This is a genomic window from Kitasatospora sp. NPDC059160 (assembly GCF_042755465.1).
In the GTDB taxonomy this organism is placed as follows: Bacteria; Actinomycetota; Actinomycetes; order Streptomycetales; family Streptomycetaceae; genus Kitasatospora.
The window spans coordinates 24,133-49,128 of the sequence record NZ_JBHZCN010000004.1 but is presented as its reverse complement, the minus strand read 5'-3'; the positions used below and the strand labels follow the sequence as shown (position 1 = coordinate 49,128).

The window sequence follows — 24,996 nt, the reverse complement described above, 5'->3', positions numbered from 1 at the left end:
ACGGCCCGCCGAGAAGGGGCCGTTCGGGCCCGCTATCTGGCGCTCGGCTCGCCTCCGGGCCGCTCTCACCCGGTGCCGACGGTCGGCGCTCCAATGCCCCTCTCCCCCAGCCTTCGGCCGGGGGTACCCCCATCTCGGGGCCTCCTCGCTTCTCCCTTTCGGCACCGGCGCGGCCCTTCGGCTCGCTCGCGCGGCTCGCTCGCGCGGCTCGCTCGGGCGCGTCAGCGCGGCGCGGGCACACCCGTCAGCGCGGTGACCACCGGGTCGACCGCGTGGAATATCTCCTCGCCGCAGTTGCGGAACATGCCGATCGGAGCGCCGTACGGGTCGTCCACCTCGTCGGACTCCGGGGTCGCGGCCAGCAGCCAGCCGCGCAGCGCGGCGGCGGCCCGCACCAGGGCGCGGGCCCGCTCGGTGACGTCGGCGCCGCGGCGCGGGTCGGGCAGGGTGCCCGGGTCGATCGTCCGGACCAGCCGGGTGAACTCCTTCATCGTGAAGGTGCGCAGGCCCGCCTCGTGGCCCATCGAGATCACCTGGGCGCGGTGGTCCAGGGTCGCGGTCAGCACCAGGTCGGCCTCGACCACGTGCTCGTCCAGCAGCTCCCGGCCGGTGAAGCCACCGCTGTCGGCGCCGTACTCGTCGAGCACGGTCGCCGCGTGGTCCTCCATCGGCGCCCCCACGTGGCCCCAGGTGCCGGCGCTCTCCACCAGGATCCGCCCGGCCACCCGGGGACTCAGCCGGGTGTCCAGCTCACGCCGGGTGAGCCGCTCGGCTATCGGCGAGCGGCAGATGTTCCCCGTACAGACGAACAGGATCCGGAAGTGGTCCAGCGGCCTGGGACCCACGCTCAGGTACGGCGCTATGCCGGGCCCGTCATGGAGCGAGGCGGTGGGTGTCAACTTCCGGCCTCCAGGTCGGGGACGACCTCCCTCAGCTGCTCGATGCTGATCGCCCCGGCCCGCAGGAGCACGGGCACCTTGCCGGTCACGTCGACGATGGACGAGGCGGTGGCGTGGTCGGCCCTGCCGCCGTCCAGGTAGACCGAGATCGCGTCGCCCAGCTGGGCCTGCGCCTCGTCACAGGTCGCCGGGGACGGGCCGCCGGTCTTGTTGGCGCTGGAGACCGCGAGCGGGCCCGTGCTGTTCAGCAGCTCGATGGCGACCGGGTGCAGCGGCATCCGGACCGCGACGGTGCCGCGGGTCTCGCCGAGGTCCCAGCGCAGCGAGGGCTGGTGCTTGGCGACCAGGGTGAGGCCGCCGGGCCAGAACGCGTCGACCAGTTCCCAGGCCTGCTCGGAGAAGTCGGTGACCAGGCCGTGCAGGGTGGTCGGCGAGCCGACCAGGACGGGCGAGGGCATGTTGCGGCCACGGCCCTTGGCGGCCAGCAGCTCGCCGACGGCCTCCGGGGAGAAGGCGTCCGCACCGACCCCGTACAGGGTGTCGGTGGGCAGCACGACGAGTTCGCCGCGGCGGATGGCCGATGCGGCCTCCCGCAGGCCGGTGGGGCGGTCCCCGGCGTCGGCACAGTCGTAGCGGCGGCTCATCGGTGCGGTCCCCTTCCGGAAAGGCTCATGACGTTCACGGCGAGCTTCACAGCGCGGCCCTGCGGGCGGTCGTGCTGTGCTCGATCGTTCACAACCCGACCCTTCGGGCGGTTGTGCTCTGCTCGATCGTTCACAACCCGACCCTTCGGGCGGTTGTGAAGCGCGGTCGGTTGTTCAGGTCGCGGTGGTCGGCGGTGTCCGTCCACCCGCGTTCCTCGTTGAAGATCCACGGCACCTGGCCGCCCTGCTGGTCGGCGTGCTCGATCACCACCGCGCCGCCCGGGCGCAGCAGCCGGGCGGCCACCCGCTCGATGCCGCGGATGGTGTCCAGGCCGTCCTCGCCGGAGAACAGGGACATCTGCGGGTCGTGGTCGCGGGCCTCCGGCGCGACGTACTCCCACTCGGTGAGCGGGATGTACGGCGGGTTGGAGATCACCAGGTCGAAGCGGCCGTCCCAGGAGCGGTCGTCCTCGAAGGCCTTGGTGGCGTCACCGGCGTGCAGGGTGACCCGGGCGCGGTCCGGGCTGGCCTCGATGTTGCGCCGGGTGTACTCCAGCGCCCCCTCGTCCAGCTCGAAGGCGTGCACGGTCGAGCGCGGCAGCTCCTGGGCCAGGGCGAGCGCGATGGCGCCGGAGCCGGAGCACAGGTCGACCACCAGCGGCTCGGCGACGTCCATGTCGCGCACGGCGTCTATGGCCCACTCGACGACCGTCTCGGTCTCCGGCCGGGGCACGAACACCCCGGGGCCGACCGCCAGTTCGAGGTAGCGGAAGAACGCCCGCCCGGTGATGTGCTGCAGCGGCTCGCGGGCCTCGCGGCGCGAGACCGCCTCCCAGTAGCGGGCGTCGAAGTCGGCGTCCTGCACGGTGTGCAGCTGGCTGCGCTTGACGTTGTGGACGTAGGCGGCGAGTTCCTCCGCGTCGAAGCGCGGCGACGGCACGCCGGCCGCGGCCAACCGCTGGGTGGCCTGGGCCACCTCGGCGAGCAGCAGGTTCATCCGTACGACCTCATGTTTCTGCGCTCCGGCTCCGGTCTTGCGTCGGGCCGGGGCGCGCCGGTCTCAGTTCTCTTGGGCCGCGGCGAGCTTGGCCGCCGCGTCCTTGTCGACACAGGACTGGATCACGGCGTTCAGGTCGCCGTCCAGGACCTGGTCCAGGTTGTACGACTTGAACCCCGTGCGGTGGTCCGAGATGCGGTTCTCCGGGTAGTTGTACGTCCGGATCCGCTCGGAGCGGTCCACCGTGCGGACCTGGCTGCGACGCGCGTCCGAGGCCTCCCGCTCGGCCTCCTCCTGCGCGGCGGCCAGCAGCCGCGAACGCAGGATGCGCATCGCCTGCTCCTTGTTCTGCAGCTGGCTCTTCTCGTTCTGGCAGGACGCCACGATACCGGTCGGCAGGTGGGTGATCCGGACCGCCGAGTCGGTGGTGTTGACCGACTGGCCGCCGGGGCCGGAGGAGCGGTAGACGTCGATCCGCAGGTCGTTCGCGACGATCTCGACCTCGACCTCCTCCGCCTCGGGGGTGACCAGCACGCCCGCCGCGGAGGTGTGGATGCGGCCCTGCGACTCGGTGGCGGGGACGCGCTGCACGCGGTGCACGCCGCCCTCGTACTTCAACCGGGCCCAGACGCCCTGGCCGGGCTCGCTGTTGCCCTTGGTCTTCACGGCGACCGAGACGTCCTTGTAGCCGCCGAGGTCGGACTCGTTGGAGTCGATGATCTCGGTCTTCCAGCCGATCCGCTCGGCGTAGCGCAGGTACATCCGGAGCAGGTCGCCGGCGAACAGCGCGGACTCCTCGCCGCCCTCACCCGCCTTGATCTCCAGGATGACGTCCTTGTCGTCGCTCGGGTCGCGCGGGACGAGCAGCAGCCGCAGTTCCTCGGTCAGCTCGTCGCGGCGCGCCTCGGACTCCTTCACCTCGGAGAGGAACTCCGGCTCCTCGGCGGCGAGTTCGCGCGCGGCCTCGATGTCCTCGCCGGCCTGCTTCCACTGCCGGTAGACCCGGGTGATCGGGGTCAGCTCGGCGTACCGCTTGGCCAGCTTGCGGGCGTTGTTCTGGTCCGCGTGGACGGACGGGTCGGCCAGCCTCGTTTCGAGGTCGGCGTGCTCGACGAGGAGCTCTTCGACTGCCTCGAACATGGGGTGGCCTTCTTCCCGGTGACTCGGATCGTGCGGAGGGCGGAACGGGGCGGAGCTGTGCGGTACGCGCTGGGACGCGAACGGCGCCGGCCCCCAGCGCCCCCGACAACGAGTACGGGGGCACCGGGAACCGGCGCCGAGGGAGCGCTAGGCCTTCGCGCTGTGCTGCTTGCCGAAGCGGGCCTCGAAGCGGGCCACGCGGCCGCCGGTGTCGAGGATCTTCTGCTTGCCGGTGTAGAACGGGTGGCACTGCGAGCAGACCTCGGCGCGGATCACGCCACTGGTCTCGGTCGAGCGGGTGGTGAACTCGGCGCCGCAGGTGCAGGTCACGTTGGTGACCACGTACTCCGGGTGAACGTTGGGCTTCAAGGGGTTCTCCTAGTTTTCGGGAGGGCACCGGGTCGGCGACTGGAGTGCCGCACGTGAACCGGGACCGACGGACCAGTCTGCCAGGACCGGCCGCATCTTCCCAAACCGGGGCCCGCCGCGGCTTATTCCGGGGGACATTCCGGACGCTTCGCACCGGCCTCCCGGAGGGTGGCGCAGGCGCGCGGGCCGGCGGCTCAGCGGACGGCGGAGGCCTTCGCGGTGGGCTGCACGGACGACTTCACGGACGGCTTCACGGACGGCCCGGCGGCGCCCGCCGCCGGGGCCGTGGGGGCCGCCTGGGCGGGGTTCTCCGGCTGGGCCGAGACGACCGCCTGCGGGAGGGGCTGGTCGGCCTTGAGCGCCGCCCAGACGTTCCCGGCCTGCGGCTGCTGCTCGACCACCCGGTTGGGGTCGCTGGGCGCGGTCACCACCGGCAGGGTGACCATGGACAGCTGGTCCGGCCCGATCCCCTTGAGCTCCTGCACCAGCCCGACCAGGGAGTTCACCGAACCGAGCGCGGAGTCGGTGGTGACGCTCTTGGTCATGGTGTCGCCGATCGACCACAGCTTGACCGGGTTGGAGAACAGTCCGATCCCGCCGGCCTGCTGGAGCAGCGACTTGACCATCTGCTTCTGCAGCTCGATCCGGCCGAGGTCGCTGCCGTCGCCGACGCCGTGCCGGGTGCGCACGAAGGCCAGCGCCTGCTGCCCGTCCAGGTGGTGCTCGCCGGCCGGCAGGTCGAGCCCGCTGTCCTTGTCGTGGATGGCCACCGTGGTGGTCACGGTGGCCCCGCCTATCGCGTCCACGACCCGGGCGAAGCCGGCGAAGTCCACCTGGAGGTAGTGGTCCATCCGCAGCCCGGTGAGCTGCTCGGTGGTCTTGACGGCGCAGGTCGCGCCGCCCGCCTCGAAGGCGCTGTTGTACATCGCGCGCTTGGCCGCCGGGACGGCCTTGCCGGCGCCGTCGGTGCACTGCGGGCGGTCGACCAGGGTGTCGCGCGGGATCGAGACGATCGAGGCCCTGGAGTGGTCCTGGTAGACGTGGACCACCATCGCGGTGTCGGACCGGGCGGAGTCGCCGGTGTCCCCGCCGGCCAGGTCGCCGTTCTCGCCGACCCGCGAGTCGGAGCCCAGCACCAGGATGTTGAAGGAGCCGTCGGTGGCGGCCGGGGGCCGCGCCTCGCCGAGGCGGGAGTCGATGTCGACGCTCTTGATGTTGCCGTTGAGCTTCAGGTACGCGTACGCCCCCGCGCCGCCGCCGGCGACGACGAGCGCGGCGACCGCGCAGGCGGACCACCGCAGGACCTTGCGGCGGCGACTCGGGACCCTCTTGTGCTCGGCCATACGGTCCAGAGTAAATCGGACAAGAAGATCAAATAGTCCCAAGCTGTCCCAACTCTGGAACAAAGCGGCCCTGAACGCACGGAACCCCGGACCGCTCGCGCGATCCGGGGTTCCGTGCTGCAGCGGAGTCCGCCTACGGTCAGTCGCCCGAACCGGGGGTGGTCTTGGCGATCTGCATCAGGAACTCGGCGTTGCTCTTGGTCTGCTTCATCTTGTCCAGGAGCAGCTCGATCGCCTGCTGCGAGTCGAGCGCGTGCAGCACCCGGCGCAGCTTCCAGACGATGGCCAGCTCCTCGCTGCCGAGCAGGATCTCCTCCTTGCGGGTGCTGGAGGCGTCCACGTCGACGGCCGGGAAGATGCGCTTGTCCGAGAGCTTCCGGTCGAGCTTGAGCTCCATGTTGCCGGTGCCCTTGAACTCCTCGAAGATCACCTCGTCCATCCGCGAGCCGGTCTCGACCAGCGCGGTGGCCAGGATGGTCAGCGAGCCGCCGTTCTCGATGTTGCGCGCGGCACCGAAGAACTTCTTCGGCGGGTACAGCGCGGTCGAGTCGACACCACCGGACAGGATGCGGCCGGAGGCCGGCGCCGCCAGGTTGTAGGCGCGGCCCAGGCGGGTGATCGAGTCCAGCAGGATGACCACGTCGTGGCCCAGCTCGACCAGGCGCTTGGCGCGCTCGATGGCCAGCTCGGCGACGGTGGTGTGGTCCTCGGCCGGGCGGTCGAAGGTCGAGGAGATGACCTCGCCCTTGACCGACCGCTGCATGTCGGTGACCTCTTCCGGACGCTCGTCGACCAGGACGACCATCAGGTGGCACTCGGGGTTGTTGTGGGTGATCGCGTTGGCGACCGCCTGGAGCACCATGGTCTTGCCGGTCTTCGGCGGCGCGACGATCAGACCGCGCTGGCCCTTGCCGATCGGCGACACCAGGTCGATGATCCGGGTGGTCAGCACGCCCGGGTCGGTCTCCAGGCGCAGCCGCTCCTGCGGGTACAGCGGGGTGAGCTTGTTGAACTCGGGGCGGCCGCGGCCGGTCTCCGGGTCCATGCCGTTGACGGAGTCCAGCCGCACCATGGCGTTGAACTTCTCGCGGCGCTCGCCCTCGCGCGGCTGGCGCACGGCACCGGTGATGGCGTCACCCTTGCGCAGGCCGTTCTTGCGGACCTGGGCGAGCGAGACGTAGACGTCGTTCTGGCCCGGCAGGTAGCCGGAGGTGCGCACGAAGGCGTAGTTGTCGAGGATGTCGAGGATGCCCGCGACCGGGATCAGGACGTCGTCGTCGCCGATCTGCGTGTCGACCGCCGGACCGGCCTCGAAGCCGTCACGGCCGCGACGGCCCCGACGGTCGCGGTAACGGCCCCGACGGCCGCGACGGCCGTCGCCGAACTCGTCGTCGTCGTAGCCGCCCTGCTGGACCTGCGGCTGCTGGGCCTGCTGGCCCTGGCCGCCCTCGCGGCGCTGCTGGCCGTCGCCCTGGGCCTGCTGCTGGCCCTGCTGGCCCTGGCGGTCGGTGCGCTCGCGGCGGTTGCGGCGGTCGCGACGCGACTCGCGGCCGTCGGCGTCCTGCCCGGCCTGGGCCTCGCCGGCGTCCTGACGCTCGGTGCGCTCGGTGCGCTCCGTACGCTCGGTGCGCTCGCCGCCGTCCCGGCGGTCACGGCGCTCGCGGCGGTCGCGACGGGTCTCGCGACCCTCCTCGCGGCCCTCGAAGGCGCGGGTCTCGGCCGGACGGTCGGCCTGCTTGGGCTCGGCCACGGCGACGGTGGCGGCCTCGGCGACGGCCTCCGCGGCCGCGACGGGCGCGGTCGGGGCGCCGGCGGCCGAGGTGGCGCGGCGGCGGGTGCGCTCGGCACGGGCCGGCGCGGCGGTCTCGGCGGCGGCCTGGACCGGGATCTCGATCTGGGCCTGCGGCTCGGCGGCCGGGGCCGCGGCAGCGGCGGCCTTGGTGCGGCGGGCCGGCTTCTCGGCCGGGGCCTCGGCGTCCGCCTTGGCGGCGGTGCGCTTGGCGGCCGGGGCGCCACCGGCGGCGAGCAGCGGGTCCCCGCCGCTCTTCTCCTTGATGGTCTCGATCAGCTGGCTCTTGCGCATGCGTCCGGTACCGGTGATGCCCAGGTCCGCGGCGAGCTTCTGCAGCTCGGCGAGGACCATGCCGTCCAGGCCAGCGGCGGCACTGCGGCGGCGGCGAGCCGGGGCAGCGGGGGCGGCGGTCGCGTCCGACGCTTCGGCGTCCGGGCGCGCGCCCATCAGATCGGTGGAGTCGCTCACTAAGGGTCCTTCCCTGGAGCGGACGTCGGCCTGTCTGGCTCGGCGACCGGTTGTGCTGTCCTGACCAACGCTCGACTGCGTCGGTCCGAGGCGGTGATCCCTCGAATGGCGGGAGCCCGTCGAGGGAGAGCTGCGAGGTGCGGTGCGTGAAGCACGGTGGTGCTGAGGTGGCGCGTGGGCCGGTCGTGTGTCGACCTCCCCAGAGGGCGTTGCGCCCACGCTGCCTGCGAATCCCGGGCCCCCGTCGCGTGACGGTGGCCCGCGCTCCGCCCGTCCTGGCCCCTAGTGGGAGGCCGCGGGTGGGAGTCAGGTGCCGTCACGGCTTCGGGATGCGACCGCTTGTCGCGCAGGCAGGCTGCGTACGCGCTGCGGTGGGCTCCCGGAGAATCGTCGCCCCGGACCTCGCGGCGGTTCCACGGCAGTGGAACGCTGGGATCGGGACGCGGCGCACCTAGCCCCGGAGGGCACCTGGTGCAGCAATGAGGTTAACACTACCGACCCCCTCAGACATTCCCCGACCTCGAGCTTGCCAATCGTGTCCGGACGGCCCGGCTCTGCACCGGGCCGAACCGGCAGCTCAGACGCCCAGTGGGAGCACGGTGGCCCCGGTGCGGTCGACGTCGAGCCGGTGCGCGGCGAACGCCGGGTCGCCGCCGTGGCCGTGGTGCCCGGCGAAGGAGAGCACCTTGTCGACGCCCGCCTCGTCGGTGAGCGCCAGCACGGTCGGGCCGGCCCCGGAGATGACCGCGGGGACGCCCTCCGCGCGCAGCGCGCCGACCAGCGCGGCGCTGTCCGGCATGGCGGAGGAGCGGTAGTCCTGGTGCAGCCGGTCCTCGGTGGCGGCGAGGAGCAGTTCGGGGCGCCTGGTCAGGGCCTCCACCAGCAGGCCGGAGCGGCCCGCGTTGACGGCGGCGTCGGCCAGCGGGACGGTCTTGGGCAGCAGGCCGCGGGCGGTCTCGGTGAGCACCTCGCCGGCCGGCACGAACACCACCGGGACGACCTGCGCGGAGGGCTCCAGGGCGACCGCCTTGGCCGACTCCTCGTCGGTCCAGGCGATGGTGAAGTTGCCGCGCAGGCAGGCCGCGACGTTGTCCGGGTGGCCCTCCAGCTCGGAGGCGAGGGCCAGCAGCGCGTCGTCGTCCAGCGCGGACGGGCCGCCGATGGTGACGGCGCGGGCGGCCACGATCCCGGCGCAGATGGCGGCCGAGGAGGAGCCCAGGCCACGGCCGTGCGGTATCCGGTTGGCACAGACCACTTCGAGGCCGCGCGGCTGGCCGCCGAGCCGGTCGAAGGCGGCCCGCATCGAGCGGACCAGCAGGTGGCGCTCGTCCCGCGGCAGCGTCTGCGCGCCCTCGCCGGCGATGTCGACGGAGAGGCCGGAGTCGGAGACCCGGACGACGACGTCGTCGTACAGGCCCAGCGCGAGCCCGAAGGCATCGAAGCCCGGGCCGAGGTTGGCGCTGGTCGCGGGAACCCGGACCCGGACGGCGGCGGCACGGAACGCAGGACCGGCCATGCGGTGGACTCTCCTGGGGAAATCGGGCGGCGCGGAGCGCGTCGTCGGTGCGAGGTGGGGAAAGGGCCGCGGCCTCTCGGGCCTGGCGGTCGCTGTCGTCGGCGCGGCCCGTACCAGGACGGGCCCGGGGCATGTGCCACACGGCCGGTCCCAGAGTATCGAAGAGAGGTTCCCCAGTGGTACACCCCGTGGGCCTTCGATCTGGTGTGTTGCCGGTTCTGGCCGGAATGCGCACCCCCCCGCGGTCAGGGAGTGGGGTGGAATCGGATCGGAATGCGCAGCGGAATTGACACAAAAGTGTCACCGGAGAACTGTGACGGGCCGACCCCCGAAAGGGTCGGCCCGTCGAACTGTCAGGCCCCGCCGTCAGTCCAGCAGTCCGAGCCGCTGGGCCGCGGCCTCCGGGTCGACCGGGACGACCTGCGGCTGCGGCGCGCCGGCCACCGCCCAGTCCGGGTCCTTGAGGCCGTTGCCGGTCACCGTGCAGACGATCCGCTGGCCCGGGTCGACCAGGCCGGCCTCCGCCTTGGCCAGCAGGCCGGCCACCGAGGCGGCCGAGGCGGGCTCCACGAAGACGCCCTCCTGCGCGGCCAACAGCCGGTAGGCGGCGAGGATCTGACGATCCGTCACCTTGTCGATGAGGCCGCCGGACTCGTCCCGCGCGGCGAGCGCGAAGTCCCAGGAGGCCGGGTTGCCGATCCGGATCGCGGTGGCGATGGTCTGCGGCTTGAGGACGGGCGCGCCGTCCACGATCGGGGCCGAGCCGGCGGCCTGGAAGCCCCACATCCGCGGGGTGCGGGCGGCCATCCCGTCGGCGGCGTACTCCCGGTAGCCCTTCCAGTAGGCGGTGATGTTGCCCGCGTTGCCGACCGGCAGGACGTGGATGTCCGGGGCGTCGCCGAGCATGTCGACGATCTCGAAGGCCGCCGTCTTCTGGCCCTCGATCCGCACCGGGTTCACCGAGTTGACCAGCGCCACCGGGTACTTCTCGGACAGTTCGCGGGCGAGCGTCAGGCAGTCGTCGAAGTTCCCGTCGACCTGGAGGATCTTGGCGCCGTGCACCAGCGCCTGGCCCATCTTGCCCAGGGCGATCTTGCCCTGCGGGACGAGCACGGCGGAGACCATCCCGGCCCGCACCGCGTAGGCGGCGGCGGAGGCCGAGGTGTTGCCGGTGGAGGCGCAGATGACGGCCTGGGCGCCCTCCTCCTTGGCCTTGGAGATGGCCATCGTCATCCCGCGGTCCTTGAAGGAACCGGTCGGGTTGGCGCCCTCGACCTTGAGGTAGACCTCGCAGCCGGTGCGCTCGGAGAGCACCTGGGCCGGTACCAGGGGCGTGCCGCCCTCCAGCAGGGTGACCACCGGGGTGGCCGCGGTGACCGGCAGGCGGTCCCGGTACTCCTCGATCAGGCCGCGCCACTGGTGGGTGTGCGCGCCTCGGACGACGTTCTCGGCAACGGCGTTCATGGCTGGTTCCTTATTCCCCTTCGACCCGCATGATGCTGGCCACGTCCCGCACGCTGTCCAGCGCGCGGAGCTTGTCGACCGTCGCCGACAGCGCGGCGTCGGTGGCACGGTGGGTGACCACGACGAGCGAGGCGTCGCCGTCGCGGCCCTGCTGGCGCACGGTGTCGATGGAGACGCCGTGCTCGGCGAAGACGGACGCGACCTGGGCGAGCACGCCCGCCCGGTCGTCCACGTCCAGGCTGACGTGGTAGCGGGTGACCACCTCGTCCATCGGCTTGGCGGGCAGCTGCGTGTACACGGAGTCACCGGGACCGGTGGACCCGGCCAGCTTGTTGCGGCAGACCGCGACCAGGTCGCCGAGCACCGCGGAGGCGGTCGGCGAGCCGCCCGCGCCCGGGCCGTAGAACATCAGCCGGCCGGCCGCCTCGGCCTCGACGAACACCGCGTTGTACGCCTCGCGGACGGACGCCAGCGGGTGCGAGAGCGGGATCATCGCCGGGTGGACCCGCGCGGTGACGGACGCGCCGTCGGCGGCCCGCTCGCAGATCGCCAGCAGCTTGACCACGCAGCCCATCGCCTTGGCGGAGGCGATGTCGGCGGCGGTCACCTCGGTGATGCCCTCGCGGTAGACGTCCGCCGCGGTGACCTCGGTGTGGAACGCGATCCCGGCCAGGATGGCGGCCTTGGCGGCGGCGTCGAAGCCCTCGACGTCGGCCGTCGGGTCCGCCTCGGCGTAGCCGAGCGCGGTGGCCTCCTCCAGCGCCTCCGAGTAGCCGGCGCCGGTGGTGTCCATCTTGTCGAGGATGAAGTTGGTGGTGCCGTTGACGATGCCCAGCACCCGGTTGACCTTGTCCCCCGCGAGGGACTCGCGCAGCGGGCGCAGCAGCGGGATCGCGCCCGCCACCGCGGCCTCGTAGTACAGGTCCACGCCGGCCGCGGCGGCCGCCGCGTGCAGCTCGGTGCCGTCCTTGGCGAGCAGCGCCTTGTTGGCGCTGACCACCGAGGCGCCCTTCGCGAAGGCGGACAGGATCAGCGATTTGGACGGCTCGATGCCGCCCACCACCTCGACCACGACGTCGATGTCACCGCGGCCCACCAGGGCCTCGGCGTCGGTGGTGATCAGGTGCTCGGGCACCCCGGGGCGCACCCGGCCGGCCCGGCGGACCGCGATCCCGGCGAGCTCGACCGGGGCACCGATGCGAGCGGCGAGGTCGTCGGCCGTCGTCGTCATGATGCGCGCCACCTCGGAGCCCACCACACCACAACCCAGCAACGCCACCTTCAGCGGGCGCGTACGCATCATCCGACTCCGCTCTGCATTCTTCGTGCTTCGGTATTTCCGGCGGTTTTCAGGGGCCGCCGGTCACTTCGGTCCGTACCAGTCTCGGGGACTTTCCGCACGGATCTACGGTCGTTCCATGATCTGAGACGAGAATTTCGTCATCCGATATCCAGGCGCAGGAGATCCTCCTCCGTCTCGCGCCGGACGATCACCCGGGCCGCGCCGTCCTTGACGGCGAGCACCGGAGGCCTGAGGGCGTGGTTGTAGTTGCTCGCCATCGAGCGGCAGTAGGCGCCGGTGGCGGGCACCGCGATCAGGTCGCCCGCGGCCAGGTCGGACGGCAGGAAGGCGTCCCGGACGACGATGTCGCCGGACTCGCAGTGCTTTCCGACCACCCGCACCAGCATCGGCTCGGCGTCGCTGGTGCGCGACACCAGCGCCACCGAGTACTCGGCGTCGTACAGCGCGGTGCGGATGTTGTCGGACATCCCGCCGTCCACGCTGACGTAGGTGCGCAGGCCCTCCAGCGGCTTGACCGTGCCGACCTCGTACAGCGTGAACGCCGTCGGGCCGACGATCGCCCGGCCCGGCTCCACGCTCAGCCGGGGGGCGTTCAGGTCGGCGGCGGCGCACTCCCGGCGGACGATCTCGGCCAGCGCGGCGGCGATCTCGGCCGGCTCGCGCGGGTCGTCCTCGCTGGTGTAGGCGATGCCCAGGCCGCCGCCCAGGTCGATCTCGGGCAGCTCGACGCCGTGCTCGTCCCGGATCCCGGCCAGCAGGCCGACCACCCGGCGGGCGGCGACCTCGAAGCCCGCCATGTCGAAGATCTGCGAGCCGATGTGCGAGTGGATGCCGCGCAGCTCCAGGCTGTCGTGGCCGAGCACCCGGCGCACCGCCTCGGCGGCCGCTCCCCCGGTGAGGGACAGGCCGAACTTCTGGTCCTCGTGTGCCGTGGCGATGAACTCGTGGGTGTGCGCCTCGACGCCGACGGTGATCCGGATCAGCACCTGCTGGCGCACGCCCTGGCGGGCGGCGATCGCGGCCAGCCGCTCGATCTCCTCGTAGGAGTCGACCACGATGTGCCCGACGCCGGTCTTCACGGCGTGCTCCAGCTCGTCCACCGACTTGTTGTTGCCGTGCAGCGCGATCCGCTCCGCCGGCATCCCGGCGGCCAGCGCCACCGCCAACTCCCCGGCGCTGCACACGTCGAGGTTGAGGCCCTCCTCGTGCAGCCAGCGCACGACCGCCTTGGAGAGGAAGGCCTTGCCGGCGTAGTAGACGTCCGCGTCGGCGCCGAAGGCGTCCCGCCAGGCGCGGGCCCGGCTGCGGAAGTCCTCCTCGTCCAGCACGTAGGCCGGGGTGCCGAACTCGGCCGCCAGCCGCTTGACGTCGATCCCGCCGACGGTGGCCACGCCCTCGGCGTCGCGGGCGACGGTGCGCGACCAGACCTTGGGGTCGAGCGCGTTCAGATCGGCCGGCGGGGCCTGGTAGTGGCCCTCGGGCAGGACATCACCGTGACGGGGGCCTGCGGGGTGTGCGGAGCGACTCATGTCCAAAGTCCTTCGAGACCTATGGCGAGGGGCGGCGACGGTCCTCGTTGACCGTCAGCCGCCCCCGCTGTGCGCTTGGGGGTGGTGCTTACATCCGCTCGGGCGCCGTCACGCCCAGGAGCGTGAGGCCGTTGGCGAGCACGGTGCGCGTCGCCTCGACCAGCCAGAGGCGGGCCCGGTGCGTGTCGTTGAGCTCCTCGTCGCCCTTGGGCAGGAACATGCAGTTCTCGTACAGGCGGTGGTACTTGCCCGCGAGCTTCTCCAGGTAGACGGCGACGCGGTGCGGCTCGCGCAGCTCGCCGGCCGTGGCCAGCACGCGCGGGAACTCGGCGAGGTGGCCGAGCACGTCGGACTCCCACTCGGTGGCGAGCAGCTCGGGTTTGAACTGCTCGGCCGTGCCCTTGTCCACGCCCAGCTCGGCCGCCTTGCGGGCGACACCGCACATCCGGGTGTGGGCGTACTGGACGTAGTAGACCGGGTTCTCGTTGGTCTGGCTGGTCAGGATGTTGATGTCGAGCGTGATCGTCGAGTCCGTGGAGGAGCGCGCCAGGGTGTAGCGGGCGGCGTCGACGCCGATCCAGTCGACCACGTCGTCGATCGTGATGATGTTGCCGGCCCGCTTGGACATGCGGACCTCTTCGCCGTCGCGAAGCATCTTCACGAACTGGCCGATCTTCACCTCGATGTTGTGGTTCATGTCGTCGCCCGCGCAGGCCGCGATGGCCTTGAGGCGGTTGACGTAGCCGTGGTGGTCGGCGCCCAGCATGTAGAGCGCGACCTCGGCGCCGCGGTCCCGCTTGGACAGGTAGTACGCGGCGTCGGCGGCGAAGTAGGTCTTGTCGCCGTCGGCCTTGATCAGGACGCGGTCCTTGTCGTCACCGAAGTCGGTGGTGCGCAGGAAGACCGCGCCGTCCTGGTCGAAGACGTGGCCCTGCTCGCGCAGCCGCTCGATGGCCTTCTCGACGGCGCCCGAGTCGTGCAGCGTCTTCTCCGAGAACCACACGTCGAAGTGGGTGCCGAACTCGTCCATCGAGCGCTTGATCTCGGCGACCATGAGCTTGAGGCCCTCGGTGCGGAAGACCTCCAGCTGCTCGGCCTCGGGCAGGTCGAGCACGCCCGGGACCGCGTCGGTGAGCGCCTTGGCGATGTCGACGATGTACTCGCCGACGTAGCCGCCCTCGGGCACCTCGCGGCCGTTCGCGGCGGCCTGGAGCGAGGCGGCGAACTTGCTGATCTGCACGCCGGCGTCGTTGAGGTAGTACTCGGTGGTGACGTCGGCGCCGGAGGCCCGCAGCACGCGCGCCAGCGAGTCGCCGACGGCCGCCCAGCGGACGCCGCCGATGTGGATCGGGCCGGTCGGGTTGGCGGAGACGAACTCCAGGTTGATCTTGAGGCCCTTGAGGGCCTCGTTGCGGCCGTAGGCCTCGCCCGCCTCGACGACGGTGCGGGCGAGCGCACCGGCGGTGGCGGTGTCCAGGGTGATGTTCAGGAAGCCCGGACCGGCGATGTCGACCTTGGCGACGCCGGTGATCCCTCGCAGGCGCTCGGCCAGGGCCTCGGCAACGGCTCGCGGCGGCTTGCCGGCCGCCTTGGCGAGCTGGAGGGCCACGTTCGTCGCGTAGTCGCCGTGGTCCCGGTTCTTGGGCCGCTCGACCGTCACGTGCTCGGGCACGGCGACGGCCAGCTCGCCCGCCTCGACGGCGGAGCTCACTGCGGCCTGGATTGCCTGGGAAAGGTCTGCGGGGGTCACGACGCCAAGCGTAGGCGAGACGGGGTACCCGCCCGCCACCCGGTTTGCCGGTTGAGACGCCGCGGGACGGCGCCCCCTGGGGTGTCAGCCGCGATCCGCACGCCCTGTTCGCTCAGGGCGAAACCCGGCGGGCCGTTCCACGGCCGGCATCAGGCGCCGGACCAGGGCCACCAGGTCGGCGGGGTCGAAGGGCTTGCCGAGGTAGCCGTCCACCCCGACCGCCTCCCCCAGATCGAGGTCCGCCGGGGTGCAGGCGCTCACGATCGCGATCGGCAGCCCGCTGGTGTCCGGGGTCGCGCGCAGCCGGGCCGCCGTCCGCAGGCCGTCCAGCCGCGGCATCACCACGTCCAGCGTCACCACGTCGGGCTTCACCCGGCGGACGACCTCCAGGCACTCGGCGCCGTCGGCGGCGGTCACCACCTCGAAGCCCTCGAGCTCCAGGTTGACCCTGATCAGCTGGCGGATCACCTCGCTGTCGTCCACCACGAGGACCCGCCCGGACACGACCGACACCTCACCGAGGGTATCGGCGGCCCCGCCGCCCCGTCCGGCCTTTGGACACTTCCGCCCGCCGGGCGGCCGCCCGGCGCCCCGACGATCTTTCCGGAAACCCGTGCACGGACCCTGCTGGAAGCCTGGTAGTGTTCATCCCGTCGGAACGCGCGAGTGACCGACAGGCCAACCGGCCCCCGTAGCTCAGGGGATAGAGCACCGCCCTCCGGAGGCGGGTGCGTAGGTTCGAATCCTACCGGGGGCACTTCGCAGGAAGTGCAATCGAGGCCCAGATCAGTGGAGTTGATCCACGGATCTGGGCCTTCGTCATGTCCGGGCGCGGACGCCCGGGACGGGGTGCCGACGGGCCCGGGCCCCGGGGGGAGGGGCCCGGACCCGTCGGGTCAGGGGGCGCTGCCCTCGACCTGGGTGTACAGGGTCGCGATGGTGTGGTCGAAGTAGGCGCTGTACGAGGTGTCGTCGCTGTCGCCGCCCTGCTGGTAGCCGCCGATTGCGCCGACCACGTCCCCGGTCGCGGTGTTGATCCAGGGGCCGCCGCTGGTGCCGGACGGGTACGCCGGGCAGTCGATCACCCGCTGGTAGGCGCTCTGCTGGGCGGTGGTGTTGGTGCAGAGGCTGGGCGTCTCGGCGCCGGCCGGGTAGCCGTAGAGGCGGACGGTCGCGCCGAAGGACTCGTCGGTGCCGAGCTTGTTGCCGCCGACCACGTCCTCGACGTTGCGGCCGTTGCTGGGGGCGGTCTCCAGGATCGCGAAGTCCTCGTCCACGTCGCCGTTCTGGGACCAGCCGCTCGCCGTGTGGACCGCCGTCACCTGCCAGGTGCCGTACGGCGCGGAGCCGTCCCGGTAGCCGGGGGCGAAGGTCACCCCGCCGGGACTGCTGACGCAGTGCGCGGCGGTCAGCAGCAGGTTGCCGGTGGCGCTGTGCAGCACGCTGGCGGTGCAGAAGTGGTTGCCGGGCCCGACCGGGCCGCTGAACAGCGCGCCGACGGTGGAGGACTCCCGGTCGTCGGCGGGGGCGGCGGCGGTCCTGCCGAGCGCGGCGCTGCGCACGTCGGGTGCGGCGGACGTGGTCGGGGCGGGGGCCGTCGGGGTGTCCGTGGCGGTCGGCGTCCCGGTGGGCGTCGGGGTGTCCGTCGGGGTCGGGGTCGCGCTCGGGGTGGTGTCCGCGGCCGGGCCGGGCGAGGCCGGCGCCGCGGTGGCGGTGGCCGGCTCCGGGACGACGGCCCGGGTGCTGCGGGCCACCTTCCCGGCGGCCGTCGCGTCGGACAGGCTGAACCCGTGCGTCCCGGCCAGCACGGCAGCCACCACGAGGGCCGCCAGCGCGGTGAACAGCGAGGGGGCGAGCAGACGGTGACGGCGCGACCTCTCGCGGCTGTGCTGGCCCATTCCTGACTCCCCTGCCCTGGTCGGTGGCGCCTCGTTCGGTCAATGACTATGGCGCCCCAGCCTGGAAGCCTCGTTACCGTCGGCTTGGAGCTCGATGAGAAAAGCGCCCACCGGAGCAGGAGCGTAACCGGAACGGGCCCTGCGATGAAGGCGGTGGACGTCGAAGACCGTGGACGTCGAAGGGCGGTGGACCTCGCGGCACGGCGGCGCCCCCTCGCTCCCCCGGCGGTGGCCGGGGAGCGAGGGGGCGCGGGGGTTGCGGTGCGCCGCCGCGGTCAGTCGGCCGGTGGCCGGTCGGACCCCGCCTCCGCGCGGACCTCCGTCGCCGGCTTCACGTTGGCCTTCACGTCGGCCATCGCCGCGGCCCGCGGGCTCGGCCGGCCGTCCACGGCAGCCGGTGCGGCGGCCGCCGCCTCCACGCCGCCCGGGACGGCGGTCGCCTCGGCGGGCGCCGGCCGGTGGTCGATCATCAGGAAGGCGACCAGGGCGGCCAGCAGCAGCACGCCCATCGCGACCCAGGTCGCGACCACGTAGCCGTGCACCGCACCCTGGGCCCGCACCAGCGGATCGCTCGTGATCCGGGTGGCCAGGTACGTCGCGGTGGCGCTGGCGGCGATCGTGTTCAGCAGCGCCGTGCCGAGCGAACCGCCCACCTGCTGGGCCGAGTTGATGGTGGCCGAGGCCGCACCGGCCTCGTGCGGGGCGACCCCGAGGGTGGCCAGGCTCATCGCCGGCATGAACACCAGGCCCATGCCGAAGCCGATCAGCAGCACCGAGGGCAGCACCATGGCGGCCCACGGGCTGTCCACCTTCATCTGGGTCAGCCAGGCCATGCCGCCCGCGGCCAGCAGCAGCCCGGGGGTGATCAGGTTCCGGGACGGCACCCGGGTCATCAGCCGGGCCGCGACGCCGGTCGAGCTCAGGATGATGGCCGCCGTCATGGGCAGGAAGGAGACGCCCGAGACCACCGGCGAGAAGTGCTTGATGGCCTGCATGTAGTAGGTCAGGAACAGGAACAGGCCGAACATGCCGACCATGGCCAGGCCCACCGAGAGGGCGCCGCCGCCGCGGTTGCGCTCGGCCACGATGTGGATCGGCAGCAGCGGGTGCGCGGAGCGCTTCTCGACCAGGACGAACACCCCGAGCAGCGCCACGCCCAGCAGCAGCGAGCCGATCACCAGACCGTCGCTCCAGCCCCGGGTGACGGCCTCGGAGGTGCCGAACACGATGGCCAGCAGGCCGCCGCAGCCGAGCAGCGCCCCGGGCAGGTCCAGCTTGATCCGGCGGCCCTTCTCGACGTGGTCGCGGTGGAGCACCCGGAAGGCCGCGAAGGCGGTCACCACGGCGATCGGGGTGTTCACGAACAGGCACCAGCGCCAGTCCAGGTACTCGGTGAGCAGCCCGCCGGCGATGAAGCCGATCGCGGCGCCGCCACCGGCGATCGCGCCGAAGATGCCGAAGGCCGTACTGCGTTCCTTCGGATCGGAGAAGGTGGTGGAGAGCAGGCCCAGCGCGGACGGGGCGAGCAGGGCGCCGAACGCGCCCTGGAGGGCGCGGGCGCCGAACAGCATGGCCGGGTCGACCGCCGCGCCGCCGAGGGCGGAGGCGAGGGCGAAGCCCAGCAGGCCGACGATGAACACGCGCTTGCGGCCGAAGAGGTCGCCCAGCCGGCCGCCGAGCAGCAGCAGGCCGCCGAAGGCGAGGGTGTAGGCGGTGATCACCCATTGCCGGTTCGCGTCGGTGATGCCCAGGTCCCGTTGGGCCGACGGCAGCGCGATGTTCACGATGGTGATGTCGAGGACGATCATGAGCTGGGCGATGGCGATGACCGTCAGCGCCCACCAGCGGCGACTGTCGGCGGTCCCATGACCGATGGCGGCGGGTTGAGCAGACACTGGTCGAGCCTTCCGGAGGGGGTACGGAGAGGTCACGCAGTCGCCTTCCAGCCAAACGCCGACCTCGGCGAATGGCAAGGAAAAACCTCACCAAATCGACCTTTGTCGGACAAAAGGACCAGGACCCCGGGACTCGCGACCGAGTCCCGGGGTCCTGGTCCCCACCACGCGCCCCGGCGCGCCGACGGCTCCGCCCAGGGCGCCGACGGCCCCGCTCAGAGCGCCGAGAGCTCCGCGACCAGGTCGTCCAGCCCCAGCGAGCCCTGCGAGAGCGCCGCCATGTGCCAGGCCTTGAGGTCGAACTCCTCGCCGCGCGCCTCGTGCGCCGCCCGCGCCGCCGCCCGGCCCCGGAGCCAGGCCCGCTCGCCCAGCTTGTAGCCGATCGCCTGGCCGGGCATGCCCAGGTAGCGGACCAGCTCGCTGTCCAGGAAGTCGGCGGACAGGCCGCAGTACCGGCCGAAGAACTCCCGCCCGTGCTCCGGGCTCACCGGCTCGCCCGGCCGGTACGGGGAGTCCGCCGGGAAGTCCAGGCCGACGTGCATGCCGATGTCGACGATGACCCGCAGCGCCCGCATCATCTGGGCGTTGAGGAAGCCCAGCCGGTGGCCCGGGTCGGTGAGGTAGCCGAGCTCGTCCATCAGGCGCTCGGCGTACAGCGCCCAGCCCTCCAGGTTGGCGCTCACCCCGCCGAGGCTCACCTGGTAGCTGGAGAGCCGGTCGGCGACGTACACCCACTGCGCGAGCTGGAGGTGGTGGCCGGGGACGCCCTCGTGGTACCAGGTCGACACCAGGTCCCAGACCGGGAAGCGCTCCTCGCCGAGGACCGGCAGCCAGGTCCGGCCGGGACGGCTGAAGTCCAGGGCGGGCTGGGTGTAGTACGGCGCGGCGGCGCTGCCGGGCGGGGCGATCCGCGACTCGACCCGGGTGACCGGCTCGGCCAGGTCGAAGTGGGTGCCCTGGAGGTCCCGGATGGCCTGGTCCATCAGGCCCTGGAGGTACTCCCGGGCGGCCTCGGCGCCCTCGATCGCCGGGCCGTCCGTCTCCAGCCACTTCATCGCGGCCATCGGGCCGACGCCCGGGCGGACCTTCTCGGCCTCGGCCTCCATCTGGGCGAGCAGGTCGTGGAACTCGCTCCAGGCCCACGCGTACGCCTCGTCCAGGTCCAGGTCCGCGCCCGTCCAGTAGCGCACCCAGCGGGCGTAGCGCTCCCGTCCGGCGGTGTCCGGGGTGCCGGCGGCGGCCGGGCCGTACACGTCGCGCAGCCAGTCGCGCAGCGCGGCCAGCGCCTCGGCGGCGGCCACCGCGTGCACGGACAGCTCGGCCCGCACACTCTCCGGGGCGTCCTGGACGAACTCGCCGAACCAGCCGCCCGGGACGTCCCCGGCCAGCCACTCGCCGAACTGGCCGACCACCGTCCCGACCTGGCGCGGGCCGGACAGCAGCCCGCGCTCGATGCCCTCGGTCAGCGTCCGCCGGTACTGCTCCAGCGCCAGCGGGACGCGGGCCAGGCGGCGGCCGATCAGCTGCCACTCGGCCTCGGTGTCGGTGGCCATCAGGGTGAAGGCCTCCCGGGTGTTGTGCACCGGGGAGCCGAGGTTGCGCACCGCGCGGTAGTCCTCCCCGGCGTCGTGCACGGCGAGTTCGGCGGTCAGCCGCTCGCGCAGCAGGCGGGCGCAGCGGCGCTCGGCCTCGTCGTCGGCGGCGCCGGCCCGCTCGGCCTCGTCCAGCCGGGCCAGGGTGCGGCGGGCGAGGTCGGCGATCCGCTCGGCGCCGTCCGGGGAGAGGTCGGGCAGCCGGTCGTCCTCGGGGTTGAGGCCGAGGTAGACGGCGGTCAGCGGGTCGAGGTCGGCCAGCGCCTGGACGTAACCGTCGGCGATGCGGCGGGGAGTGTCGCCGCCGGTGGTGATCAGTTCTTCAACCATTCGGACATCATCGCGGTGCCCGGGCCGAATGCAAGCCCCCGTCATCGACCGTTGACCGGCTGGGGTCAGGGCTCTGACACAGGGTGAGCGGGCCAAACACCCGTTCGGAGAGATCCGGTACGTGACAGGTCCCGATCGGCACGACGCCCATTACGCTGACGGCCATGGAAGCCCGCCCCACCTCGGCAACCGACCCGGCCGCCCCCGGACCGCGCCCGCGCCGCTCCGGCTACCGGCGGCTGCCGGTCGAACAGCGGCGCGAGCAGCTGATCGCGGTCGCCCTGGAGCTGTTCGCCGTCCGACCGCCCGAGGAGGTCAGCCTGGACGACGTCGCCGAGGCCGCCGGCGCCTCCCGGCCGCTGGTCTACCGCTACTTCGCGGGCGGCAAGCAGCAGTTGTACGAGGCCGCGCTGCGCACCGCGGCGGACGAGCTGACCGGCCGGTTCGCCGTCCCGTCGACCGGGCGGCCGTCCGAGCAGCTGGCCGCCGCGCTGGACGGCTACTTCGCCTTCGTGGCCGAGCACGACGCGGGCTACTCGGCGCTGCTGCGCGGCGGTTCGGTGGTGGAGACGGCCCGGACCACGGCCATCGTGGACGACGTCCGGCGGGCGGCGCTCCGGCGGACCCTGCGGCACCTGGGCGTACGGGAGGCCGGGCCGCGGCTGACCCTGCTGGTGCGCTCCTGGATCGCGGTCGTCGAGGGCGCGTCGCTGAGCTGGCTGGACGAGGGGCGCGCGCTACCGGTGGAGGGACTGCGGGACTGGCTGGTGGACCAGTTCACGGCAATGGCGGCGGCGACGGCGCTGCACGATCCGCAGACGGCGGAGGTGCTGGCGGGGCTGCTCGCGCTGGAGGGGCCGCGGGCGGAACGGGCCGAGCGGCTGCGGGCGGTGCTGGGCGGAACTCCCCCGGACGGGGCCTGAGGGCCTCCCGACCCCCGTGCCAAGGGTCGGGCGGCGCACGCCCTACGCCTTGCCGAGCACCTGGCGCTGCCGGCCGAGGCCGTCGATCTCGATCTCGACGACGTCGCCCGGGGCCAGGAACGGCGTGCCCGGGTGGCCCAGGGTGACCCCGGCCGGGGTGCCGGTGACCATCACGTCGCCGGGCTCCAGCACCATGAACTGGCTCGCGTAGCGGACGAGTTCCAGCACCGGGAAGACCATCTCCGCGGTGCTGCCGTGCTGCCGCCGCTCGCCGTTGACCCAGAGCCGCAGCGTCAGGGCCTGCGGGTCGGCCACCTCGTCGGCGGTGACCAGCCAGGGCCCGAGCGGGGTGAAGGTCTCCGCCGACTTGCCCTTGTCCCACTGGCCGCCGCGCTCGAACTGGAACGCCCGCTCGGTGACGTCGTTGGCGATCGTGTAGCCGGCGATCACGGCGGCGGCCTCGGCGTGCGAGTCCAGGTAGCGGGCGGTGCGGCCGATCACGATCGCCAGCTCGGCCTCGTAGTCGGTCTTCTCACCGCCGCGCGGCACCAACACCTCGTCGTAGGGGCCGACCACGGTGGAGCTCGGCTTGAGGAAGATCACCGGCTCGTCCGGGATCGCGGCCCCGGCCTCGGCCGCGTGGTCGCGGTAGTTGAGCCCGATGCCGACCACCTTGCCCGGCCGGGCCACCGGCGCACCCACCCGCAGGCCGGCCAGGTCCACCACCGGCAACGCGCCGGCGGCCACCTCCCGGGCCAGCTCGGCGGTGTCCAGCCCGGCCAGGAAGGCCCCGTCGAGGTCGCGGGCCCGCCCGGAGAGGTCGTACGCGGTGCCGTCCTGGCCCAGCACGACCGGGCGCTCGGCGCCCGGGGGTCCGACGCGGAGGAGCTTCATCGATCCGTCACCAGCCTTTCGTCGCAGCTCACCGGGGCGGCGCGGACACCGCTCCCGAGTCTGGCAACGAGGTATATCAACGGCCCGGGCCGGTGGACCAGACCGTCCCGATGGGCGGATTCCCATCAAATCGCACGAAGGCACGGGGGCCCGAATAGGTGGCCCGTACGGTTGACAGCCCTCCCGGTCCGGCGGATCCGCCGGACCGGGAAGCACGCCCAGGGCGAACGTCCGTGTGCCGAGGCGCCGCAGGGCGCAGGATCCGGGCATGGAGATCACCCGGGTACGCGACGAGTTGCACATGATCACCCTGGAGTTCGGCACCGCCTACCTCTGGCAGGACGACCACGGACCGACCCTGATCGACACCGGCATCGCCGGGTCGGCGGACGGCATCGAGAAGGCGATCCGCACCATCGGACCGGAGCCGACGGCCGTACGCCGGATCGTGCTCACCCACCACCACGAGGACCACACCGGCTCCGCCGCCGAACTGGCCCGCCGCTGGTCCGCCGAGGTGGTGGCGCACCGGCTGGAGGCGCCGGTGGTACGGCGCGAGCAGCCCGCGGTGCCGCCCGTGCTCAGCCCCTTCGAGCAGCAGCTGTGGGACGGGCTGCCGCCGATCCCGCCGGCCGAGCCCTGTCCGGTGCACCGCGAGGTCGAGGACGGGGACGTGCTGGACATCGGCGGCGGCGCCGTGGTCGTGCACGTGCCCGGGCACACCGACGGCAGCATCGCCCTGCACCTGCCCGGGCCCGGGGTGCTGTTCACCGGGGACCTGGTGTCCAACGTCCGGGGGCGGACCGGGCCGGGGGTGTTCCACACCGACCCGGCACTGGCCCTCGCCTCCTTCCACCGGCTCGCCGCACTGCCGGTGGAGACCGCCGTCTTCGGGCACGGCGACCCGATCGCCGCCGGTGCCTCAGCCGCGCTGCGCGCCGCCGCCGAGCAGCACCCGCAGGTCTAGCGACGGCCCCTGGCCCGGGCCGAGCCGCTCGGCCTCCCCCCGCCAGTGCGCGAGGTCGCGCCGCAGGTCGGCCCGGGCCTCCGGGGCGGTGCCGGGCTGCTCGGCCAGCGCCTCCAGCAGGGCGACGGCGGCGGCCCGGCGGCCGGCCCGGGCCAGCCAGAGGGCCAGGTCGTGGCAGGTGCGCAGGGTGCGCGGGTCGGCCGGGCCGCAGGTCCGGGCGAAGTCGGGGACGAGCTGGAGCAGCATGTCCACCGCGTCCCCGGGCCGGCCCTCGGCGCCGTGCTGCCAGGCCTGGTCGGCCCGCCGGCGCAGCTGCTCCGGGCTCGGCCCCGGCCCCCGCACCCCGGGGCGGACGGCCCGCAGCCGCTCCAGCACCTCGGCGGCGTCGGCGGGCCGGTCCGCGGGCCGCTTGGCGAGCAGCCGGGCGACCAGCTCGGCCAGCGCCGGGTCCGTGCCGCGTACCCGGGGCGGGGTCTCGTCCATGTGCTTGCGCATGTACTCGTACGGCGAGTCGGCGCGGAACGGCCGCCGGCCGGTGCTGACCTCGTACAGCATCACGCCGAAGGCGTAGAGGTCGGCCCGGCCGTCCACGGTCCCGCCGGACCAGCACTCGGGCGCCAGGTACGGGACGGTGCCGACCACGCTGCCGGTGGAGGTGAGCCCGACCGACTGGGTGAGCAGCCGGGCGATGCCGAAGTCCAGCACCTTGGCCCGGCCCCCGCCGTCCAGGATCATGACGTTCTCCGGCTTGATGTCCCGGTGGATCACCCCGCTGCGGTGCGCGACGTCGAGCGCCTCGCAGACCTGGGTCATCCAGGCCAGCGCCAGTCCGTGCTCCGGCTGTCCGTCCCTGAGCACCGCGGACAGCGGGCGGCCGCGGACCAGCTCCATCACCAGGTAGTGGACCTCCCCCTCGACACCGGCGACCCGGCCGTAGTCGTGCACCGTGACGATGTGCGGATGGGACAGGTTCCCGGCCAGCTTGGCCTCGCGGACGAACCGGCCGACGGCCTCCTGGTCGGCCGCGTGCTCGGCCAGCAGCAGCTTGACCGCGACCGGCCGGTCCAGCACGGTGTCGGTCGCCCGCCAGACCACGCCGAAGCCGCCCTTGCCCAGCCACTCCTCCAGTCGGAAGCGACCGCCGAGCACCTCACCCTTGCGCATGCCCTCCCCCAACGTGCCCCCGCCCGAACGGCGTTCGCCGCCGGAGGGGTCACCATAGCGGCGGGCGGGGACGAACGGGTGAACGACGGAGGCCCCGGTGTCACAGCTCGGTCCGGCGT

At 73.0% G+C, this 24,996-nt stretch carries 20 protein-coding genes and 1 tRNA gene; 3 read left to right on the top strand and 18 right to left on the bottom strand.

Translation table 11 applies throughout. The features are described 5' to 3' along the window. Nucleotides 1-221: 221 nt before the first annotated feature. The 13 genes from ACFXOZ_RS02620 to ACFXOZ_RS02560 all read right to left on the bottom strand — a co-directional run bounded on the left by ACFXOZ_RS02620 (nt 222) and on the right by ACFXOZ_RS02560 (nt 15,718). Nucleotides 222-863: a protein-tyrosine-phosphatase gene (locus ACFXOZ_RS02620; protein ID WP_360233710.1), complete on the bottom strand. Its 642-nt coding sequence runs from the start codon at nt 861-863 to the stop codon at nt 222-224. 32 nt (nt 864-895) lie between these two features. Then, the gene (locus tag ACFXOZ_RS02615; protein ID WP_380586786.1) at nt 896-1,543 is read right to left on the bottom strand and encodes an L-threonylcarbamoyladenylate synthase; all 648 of its coding nucleotides are present in this window, start codon (nt 1,541-1,543) and stop codon (nt 896-898) included. Nucleotides 1,544-1,673: 130 nt separating this feature from the next. Further along, nucleotides 1,674-2,540, bottom strand: coding sequence for a peptide chain release factor N(5)-glutamine methyltransferase (gene prmC / locus ACFXOZ_RS02610; RefSeq protein ID WP_375892984.1), 867 nt, complete (start codon nt 2,538-2,540; stop codon nt 1,674-1,676). A 63-nt stretch (nt 2,541-2,603) separates the two neighbouring features. Continuing rightward, nucleotides 2,604-3,680 carry a peptide chain release factor 1 gene (prfA, locus tag ACFXOZ_RS02605; protein ID WP_375892986.1) on the bottom strand — a complete coding sequence of 359 codons (1,077 nt, stop codon included), beginning with the start codon at nt 3,678-3,680 and terminating at the stop codon, nt 2,604-2,606. A gap of 147 nt (nt 3,681-3,827) precedes the next feature. After that, a complete protein-coding gene (gene rpmE / locus ACFXOZ_RS02600; protein ID WP_327680707.1) occupies nt 3,828-4,049 on the bottom strand; it encodes a 50S ribosomal protein L31 in 222 nt (73 codons plus the stop codon). A 194-nt stretch (nt 4,050-4,243) separates the two neighbouring features. Then, nucleotides 4,244-5,392 carry an LCP family protein gene (locus tag ACFXOZ_RS02595; protein WP_380586784.1) on the bottom strand — a complete coding sequence of 383 codons (1,149 nt, stop codon included), beginning with the start codon at nt 5,390-5,392 and terminating at the stop codon, nt 4,244-4,246. A gap of 139 nt (nt 5,393-5,531) precedes the next feature. Then, complete coding sequence (gene rho / locus ACFXOZ_RS02590) at nt 5,532-7,652, bottom strand: transcription termination factor Rho (protein WP_380586782.1); 2,121 nt, start codon at nt 7,650-7,652, stop codon at nt 5,532-5,534. Between the two features lie 577 nt (nt 7,653-8,229). Beyond that, nucleotides 8,230-9,168, bottom strand: a complete 939-nt coding sequence (gene thrB / locus ACFXOZ_RS02585) for a homoserine kinase (protein ID WP_375892992.1) — start codon at nt 9,166-9,168, stop codon at nt 8,230-8,232. A gap of 366 nt (nt 9,169-9,534) precedes the next feature. After that, nucleotides 9,535-10,632 (bottom strand): threonine synthase, encoded by a 1,098-nt coding sequence (gene thrC, locus ACFXOZ_RS02580; RefSeq protein WP_375892994.1) that lies wholly within the window; start codon nt 10,630-10,632, stop codon nt 9,535-9,537. Between the two features lie 10 nt (nt 10,633-10,642). After that, nucleotides 10,643-11,935, bottom strand: a complete 1,293-nt coding sequence (locus ACFXOZ_RS02575; protein WP_380522025.1) for a homoserine dehydrogenase — start codon at nt 11,933-11,935, stop codon at nt 10,643-10,645. 137 nt (nt 11,936-12,072) lie between these two features. Further along, entirely contained in the window at nt 12,073-13,464 is a 1,392-nt protein-coding gene (gene lysA, locus ACFXOZ_RS02570; protein ID WP_375892997.1) for a diaminopimelate decarboxylase, read from the bottom strand. 88 nt (nt 13,465-13,552) lie between these two features. Continuing rightward, the gene (gene argS, locus ACFXOZ_RS02565) at nt 13,553-15,214 is read right to left on the bottom strand and encodes an arginine--tRNA ligase (protein ID WP_375892999.1); all 1,662 of its coding nucleotides are present in this window, start codon (nt 15,212-15,214) and stop codon (nt 13,553-13,555) included. Between the two features lie 84 nt (nt 15,215-15,298). Next, complete coding sequence (locus ACFXOZ_RS02560) at nt 15,299-15,718, bottom strand: response regulator (protein WP_380586879.1); 420 nt, start codon at nt 15,716-15,718, stop codon at nt 15,299-15,301. A 181-nt stretch (nt 15,719-15,899) separates the two neighbouring features. On the opposite strand from ACFXOZ_RS02560, the gene ACFXOZ_RS02555 reads away from it, so the two are divergent. Further along, nucleotides 15,900-15,971 (top strand) — tRNA-Arg (locus ACFXOZ_RS02555). 139 nt (nt 15,972-16,110) lie between these two features. On the opposite strand, the gene ACFXOZ_RS02550 is transcribed toward ACFXOZ_RS02555, so the two are convergent. The 3 genes from ACFXOZ_RS02550 to ACFXOZ_RS02540 form a co-directional block, all read right to left on the bottom strand. Beyond that, a complete protein-coding gene (locus tag ACFXOZ_RS02550) occupies nt 16,111-17,112 on the bottom strand; it encodes a trypsin-like serine peptidase (protein WP_375893000.1) in 1,002 nt (333 codons plus the stop codon). A gap of 275 nt (nt 17,113-17,387) precedes the next feature. Continuing rightward, complete coding sequence (locus tag ACFXOZ_RS02545; RefSeq protein ID WP_380586778.1) at nt 17,388-19,007, bottom strand: MFS transporter; 1,620 nt, start codon at nt 19,005-19,007, stop codon at nt 17,388-17,390. Between the two features lie 215 nt (nt 19,008-19,222). Further along, entirely contained in the window at nt 19,223-20,929 is a 1,707-nt protein-coding gene (locus tag ACFXOZ_RS02540; protein ID WP_375893004.1) for a DUF885 domain-containing protein, read from the bottom strand. Nucleotides 20,930-21,093: 164 nt separating this feature from the next. Between ACFXOZ_RS02540 and ACFXOZ_RS02535 the strand changes: the two genes are divergently transcribed. Then, nucleotides 21,094-21,852, top strand: a complete 759-nt coding sequence (locus ACFXOZ_RS02535) for a TetR/AcrR family transcriptional regulator (RefSeq protein ID WP_375893006.1) — start codon at nt 21,094-21,096, stop codon at nt 21,850-21,852. A 42-nt stretch (nt 21,853-21,894) separates the two neighbouring features. Here ACFXOZ_RS02535 and ACFXOZ_RS02530 read toward each other — a convergent pair whose 3' ends face one another. Then, nucleotides 21,895-22,746, bottom strand: a complete 852-nt coding sequence (locus ACFXOZ_RS02530; protein WP_375893008.1) for a fumarylacetoacetate hydrolase family protein — start codon at nt 22,744-22,746, stop codon at nt 21,895-21,897. 268 nt (nt 22,747-23,014) lie between these two features. On the opposite strand from ACFXOZ_RS02530, the gene ACFXOZ_RS02525 reads away from it, so the two are divergent. Continuing rightward, entirely contained in the window at nt 23,015-23,713 is a 699-nt protein-coding gene (locus ACFXOZ_RS02525) for an MBL fold metallo-hydrolase (RefSeq protein WP_380522032.1), read from the top strand. Here ACFXOZ_RS02525 and ACFXOZ_RS02520 read toward each other — a convergent pair. Next, complete coding sequence (locus tag ACFXOZ_RS02520) at nt 23,669-24,877, bottom strand: serine/threonine-protein kinase (protein ID WP_380522034.1); 1,209 nt, start codon at nt 24,875-24,877, stop codon at nt 23,669-23,671. The two genes, ACFXOZ_RS02525 and ACFXOZ_RS02520, sit on opposite strands and share 45 nt — an antisense overlap. Nucleotides 24,878-24,996: the final 119 nt, after the last annotated feature.

What these genes read in the sequence shown, in the direction of transcription:
- ACFXOZ_RS02615 (WP_380586786.1), bottom strand. Translation starts at nt 1,543, where the DNA reads ATGAGCCGCCGCTACGACTGTGCCGACGCCGGGGACCGCCCCACCGGC.
- prmC (WP_375892984.1), bottom strand. Translation starts at nt 2,540, where the DNA reads ATGAACCTGCTGCTCGCCGAGGTGGCCCAGGCCACCCAGCGGTTGGCC.
- prfA (WP_375892986.1), bottom strand. Translation starts at nt 3,680, where the DNA reads ATGTTCGAGGCAGTCGAAGAGCTCCTCGTCGAGCACGCCGACCTCGAA.
- ACFXOZ_RS02595 (WP_380586784.1), bottom strand. Translation starts at nt 5,392, where the DNA reads ATGGCCGAGCACAAGAGGGTCCCGAGTCGCCGCCGCAAGGTCCTGCGG.
- thrB (WP_375892992.1), bottom strand. Translation starts at nt 9,168, where the DNA reads ATGGCCGGTCCTGCGTTCCGTGCCGCCGCCGTCCGGGTCCGGGTTCCC.
- thrC (WP_375892994.1), bottom strand. Translation starts at nt 10,632, where the DNA reads ATGAACGCCGTTGCCGAGAACGTCGTCCGAGGCGCGCACACCCACCAG.
- ACFXOZ_RS02575 (WP_380522025.1), bottom strand. Translation starts at nt 11,935, where the DNA reads ATGATGCGTACGCGCCCGCTGAAGGTGGCGTTGCTGGGTTGTGGTGTG.
- lysA (WP_375892997.1), bottom strand. Translation starts at nt 13,464, where the DNA reads ATGAGTCGCTCCGCACACCCCGCAGGCCCCCGTCACGGTGATGTCCTG.
- ACFXOZ_RS02550 (WP_375893000.1), bottom strand. Translation starts at nt 17,112, where the DNA reads ATGGGCCAGCACAGCCGCGAGAGGTCGCGCCGTCACCGTCTGCTCGCC.
- ACFXOZ_RS02540 (WP_375893004.1), bottom strand. Translation starts at nt 20,929, where the DNA reads ATGGTTGAAGAACTGATCACCACCGGCGGCGACACTCCCCGCCGCATC.
- ACFXOZ_RS02535 (WP_375893006.1), top strand. Translation starts at nt 21,094, where the DNA reads ATGGAAGCCCGCCCCACCTCGGCAACCGACCCGGCCGCCCCCGGACCG.
- ACFXOZ_RS02530 (WP_375893008.1), bottom strand. Translation starts at nt 22,746, where the DNA reads ATGAAGCTCCTCCGCGTCGGACCCCCGGGCGCCGAGCGCCCGGTCGTG.
- ACFXOZ_RS02525 (WP_380522032.1), top strand. Translation starts at nt 23,015, where the DNA reads ATGGAGATCACCCGGGTACGCGACGAGTTGCACATGATCACCCTGGAG.
- ACFXOZ_RS02520 (WP_380522034.1), bottom strand. Translation starts at nt 24,877, where the DNA reads ATGCGCAAGGGTGAGGTGCTCGGCGGTCGCTTCCGACTGGAGGAGTGG.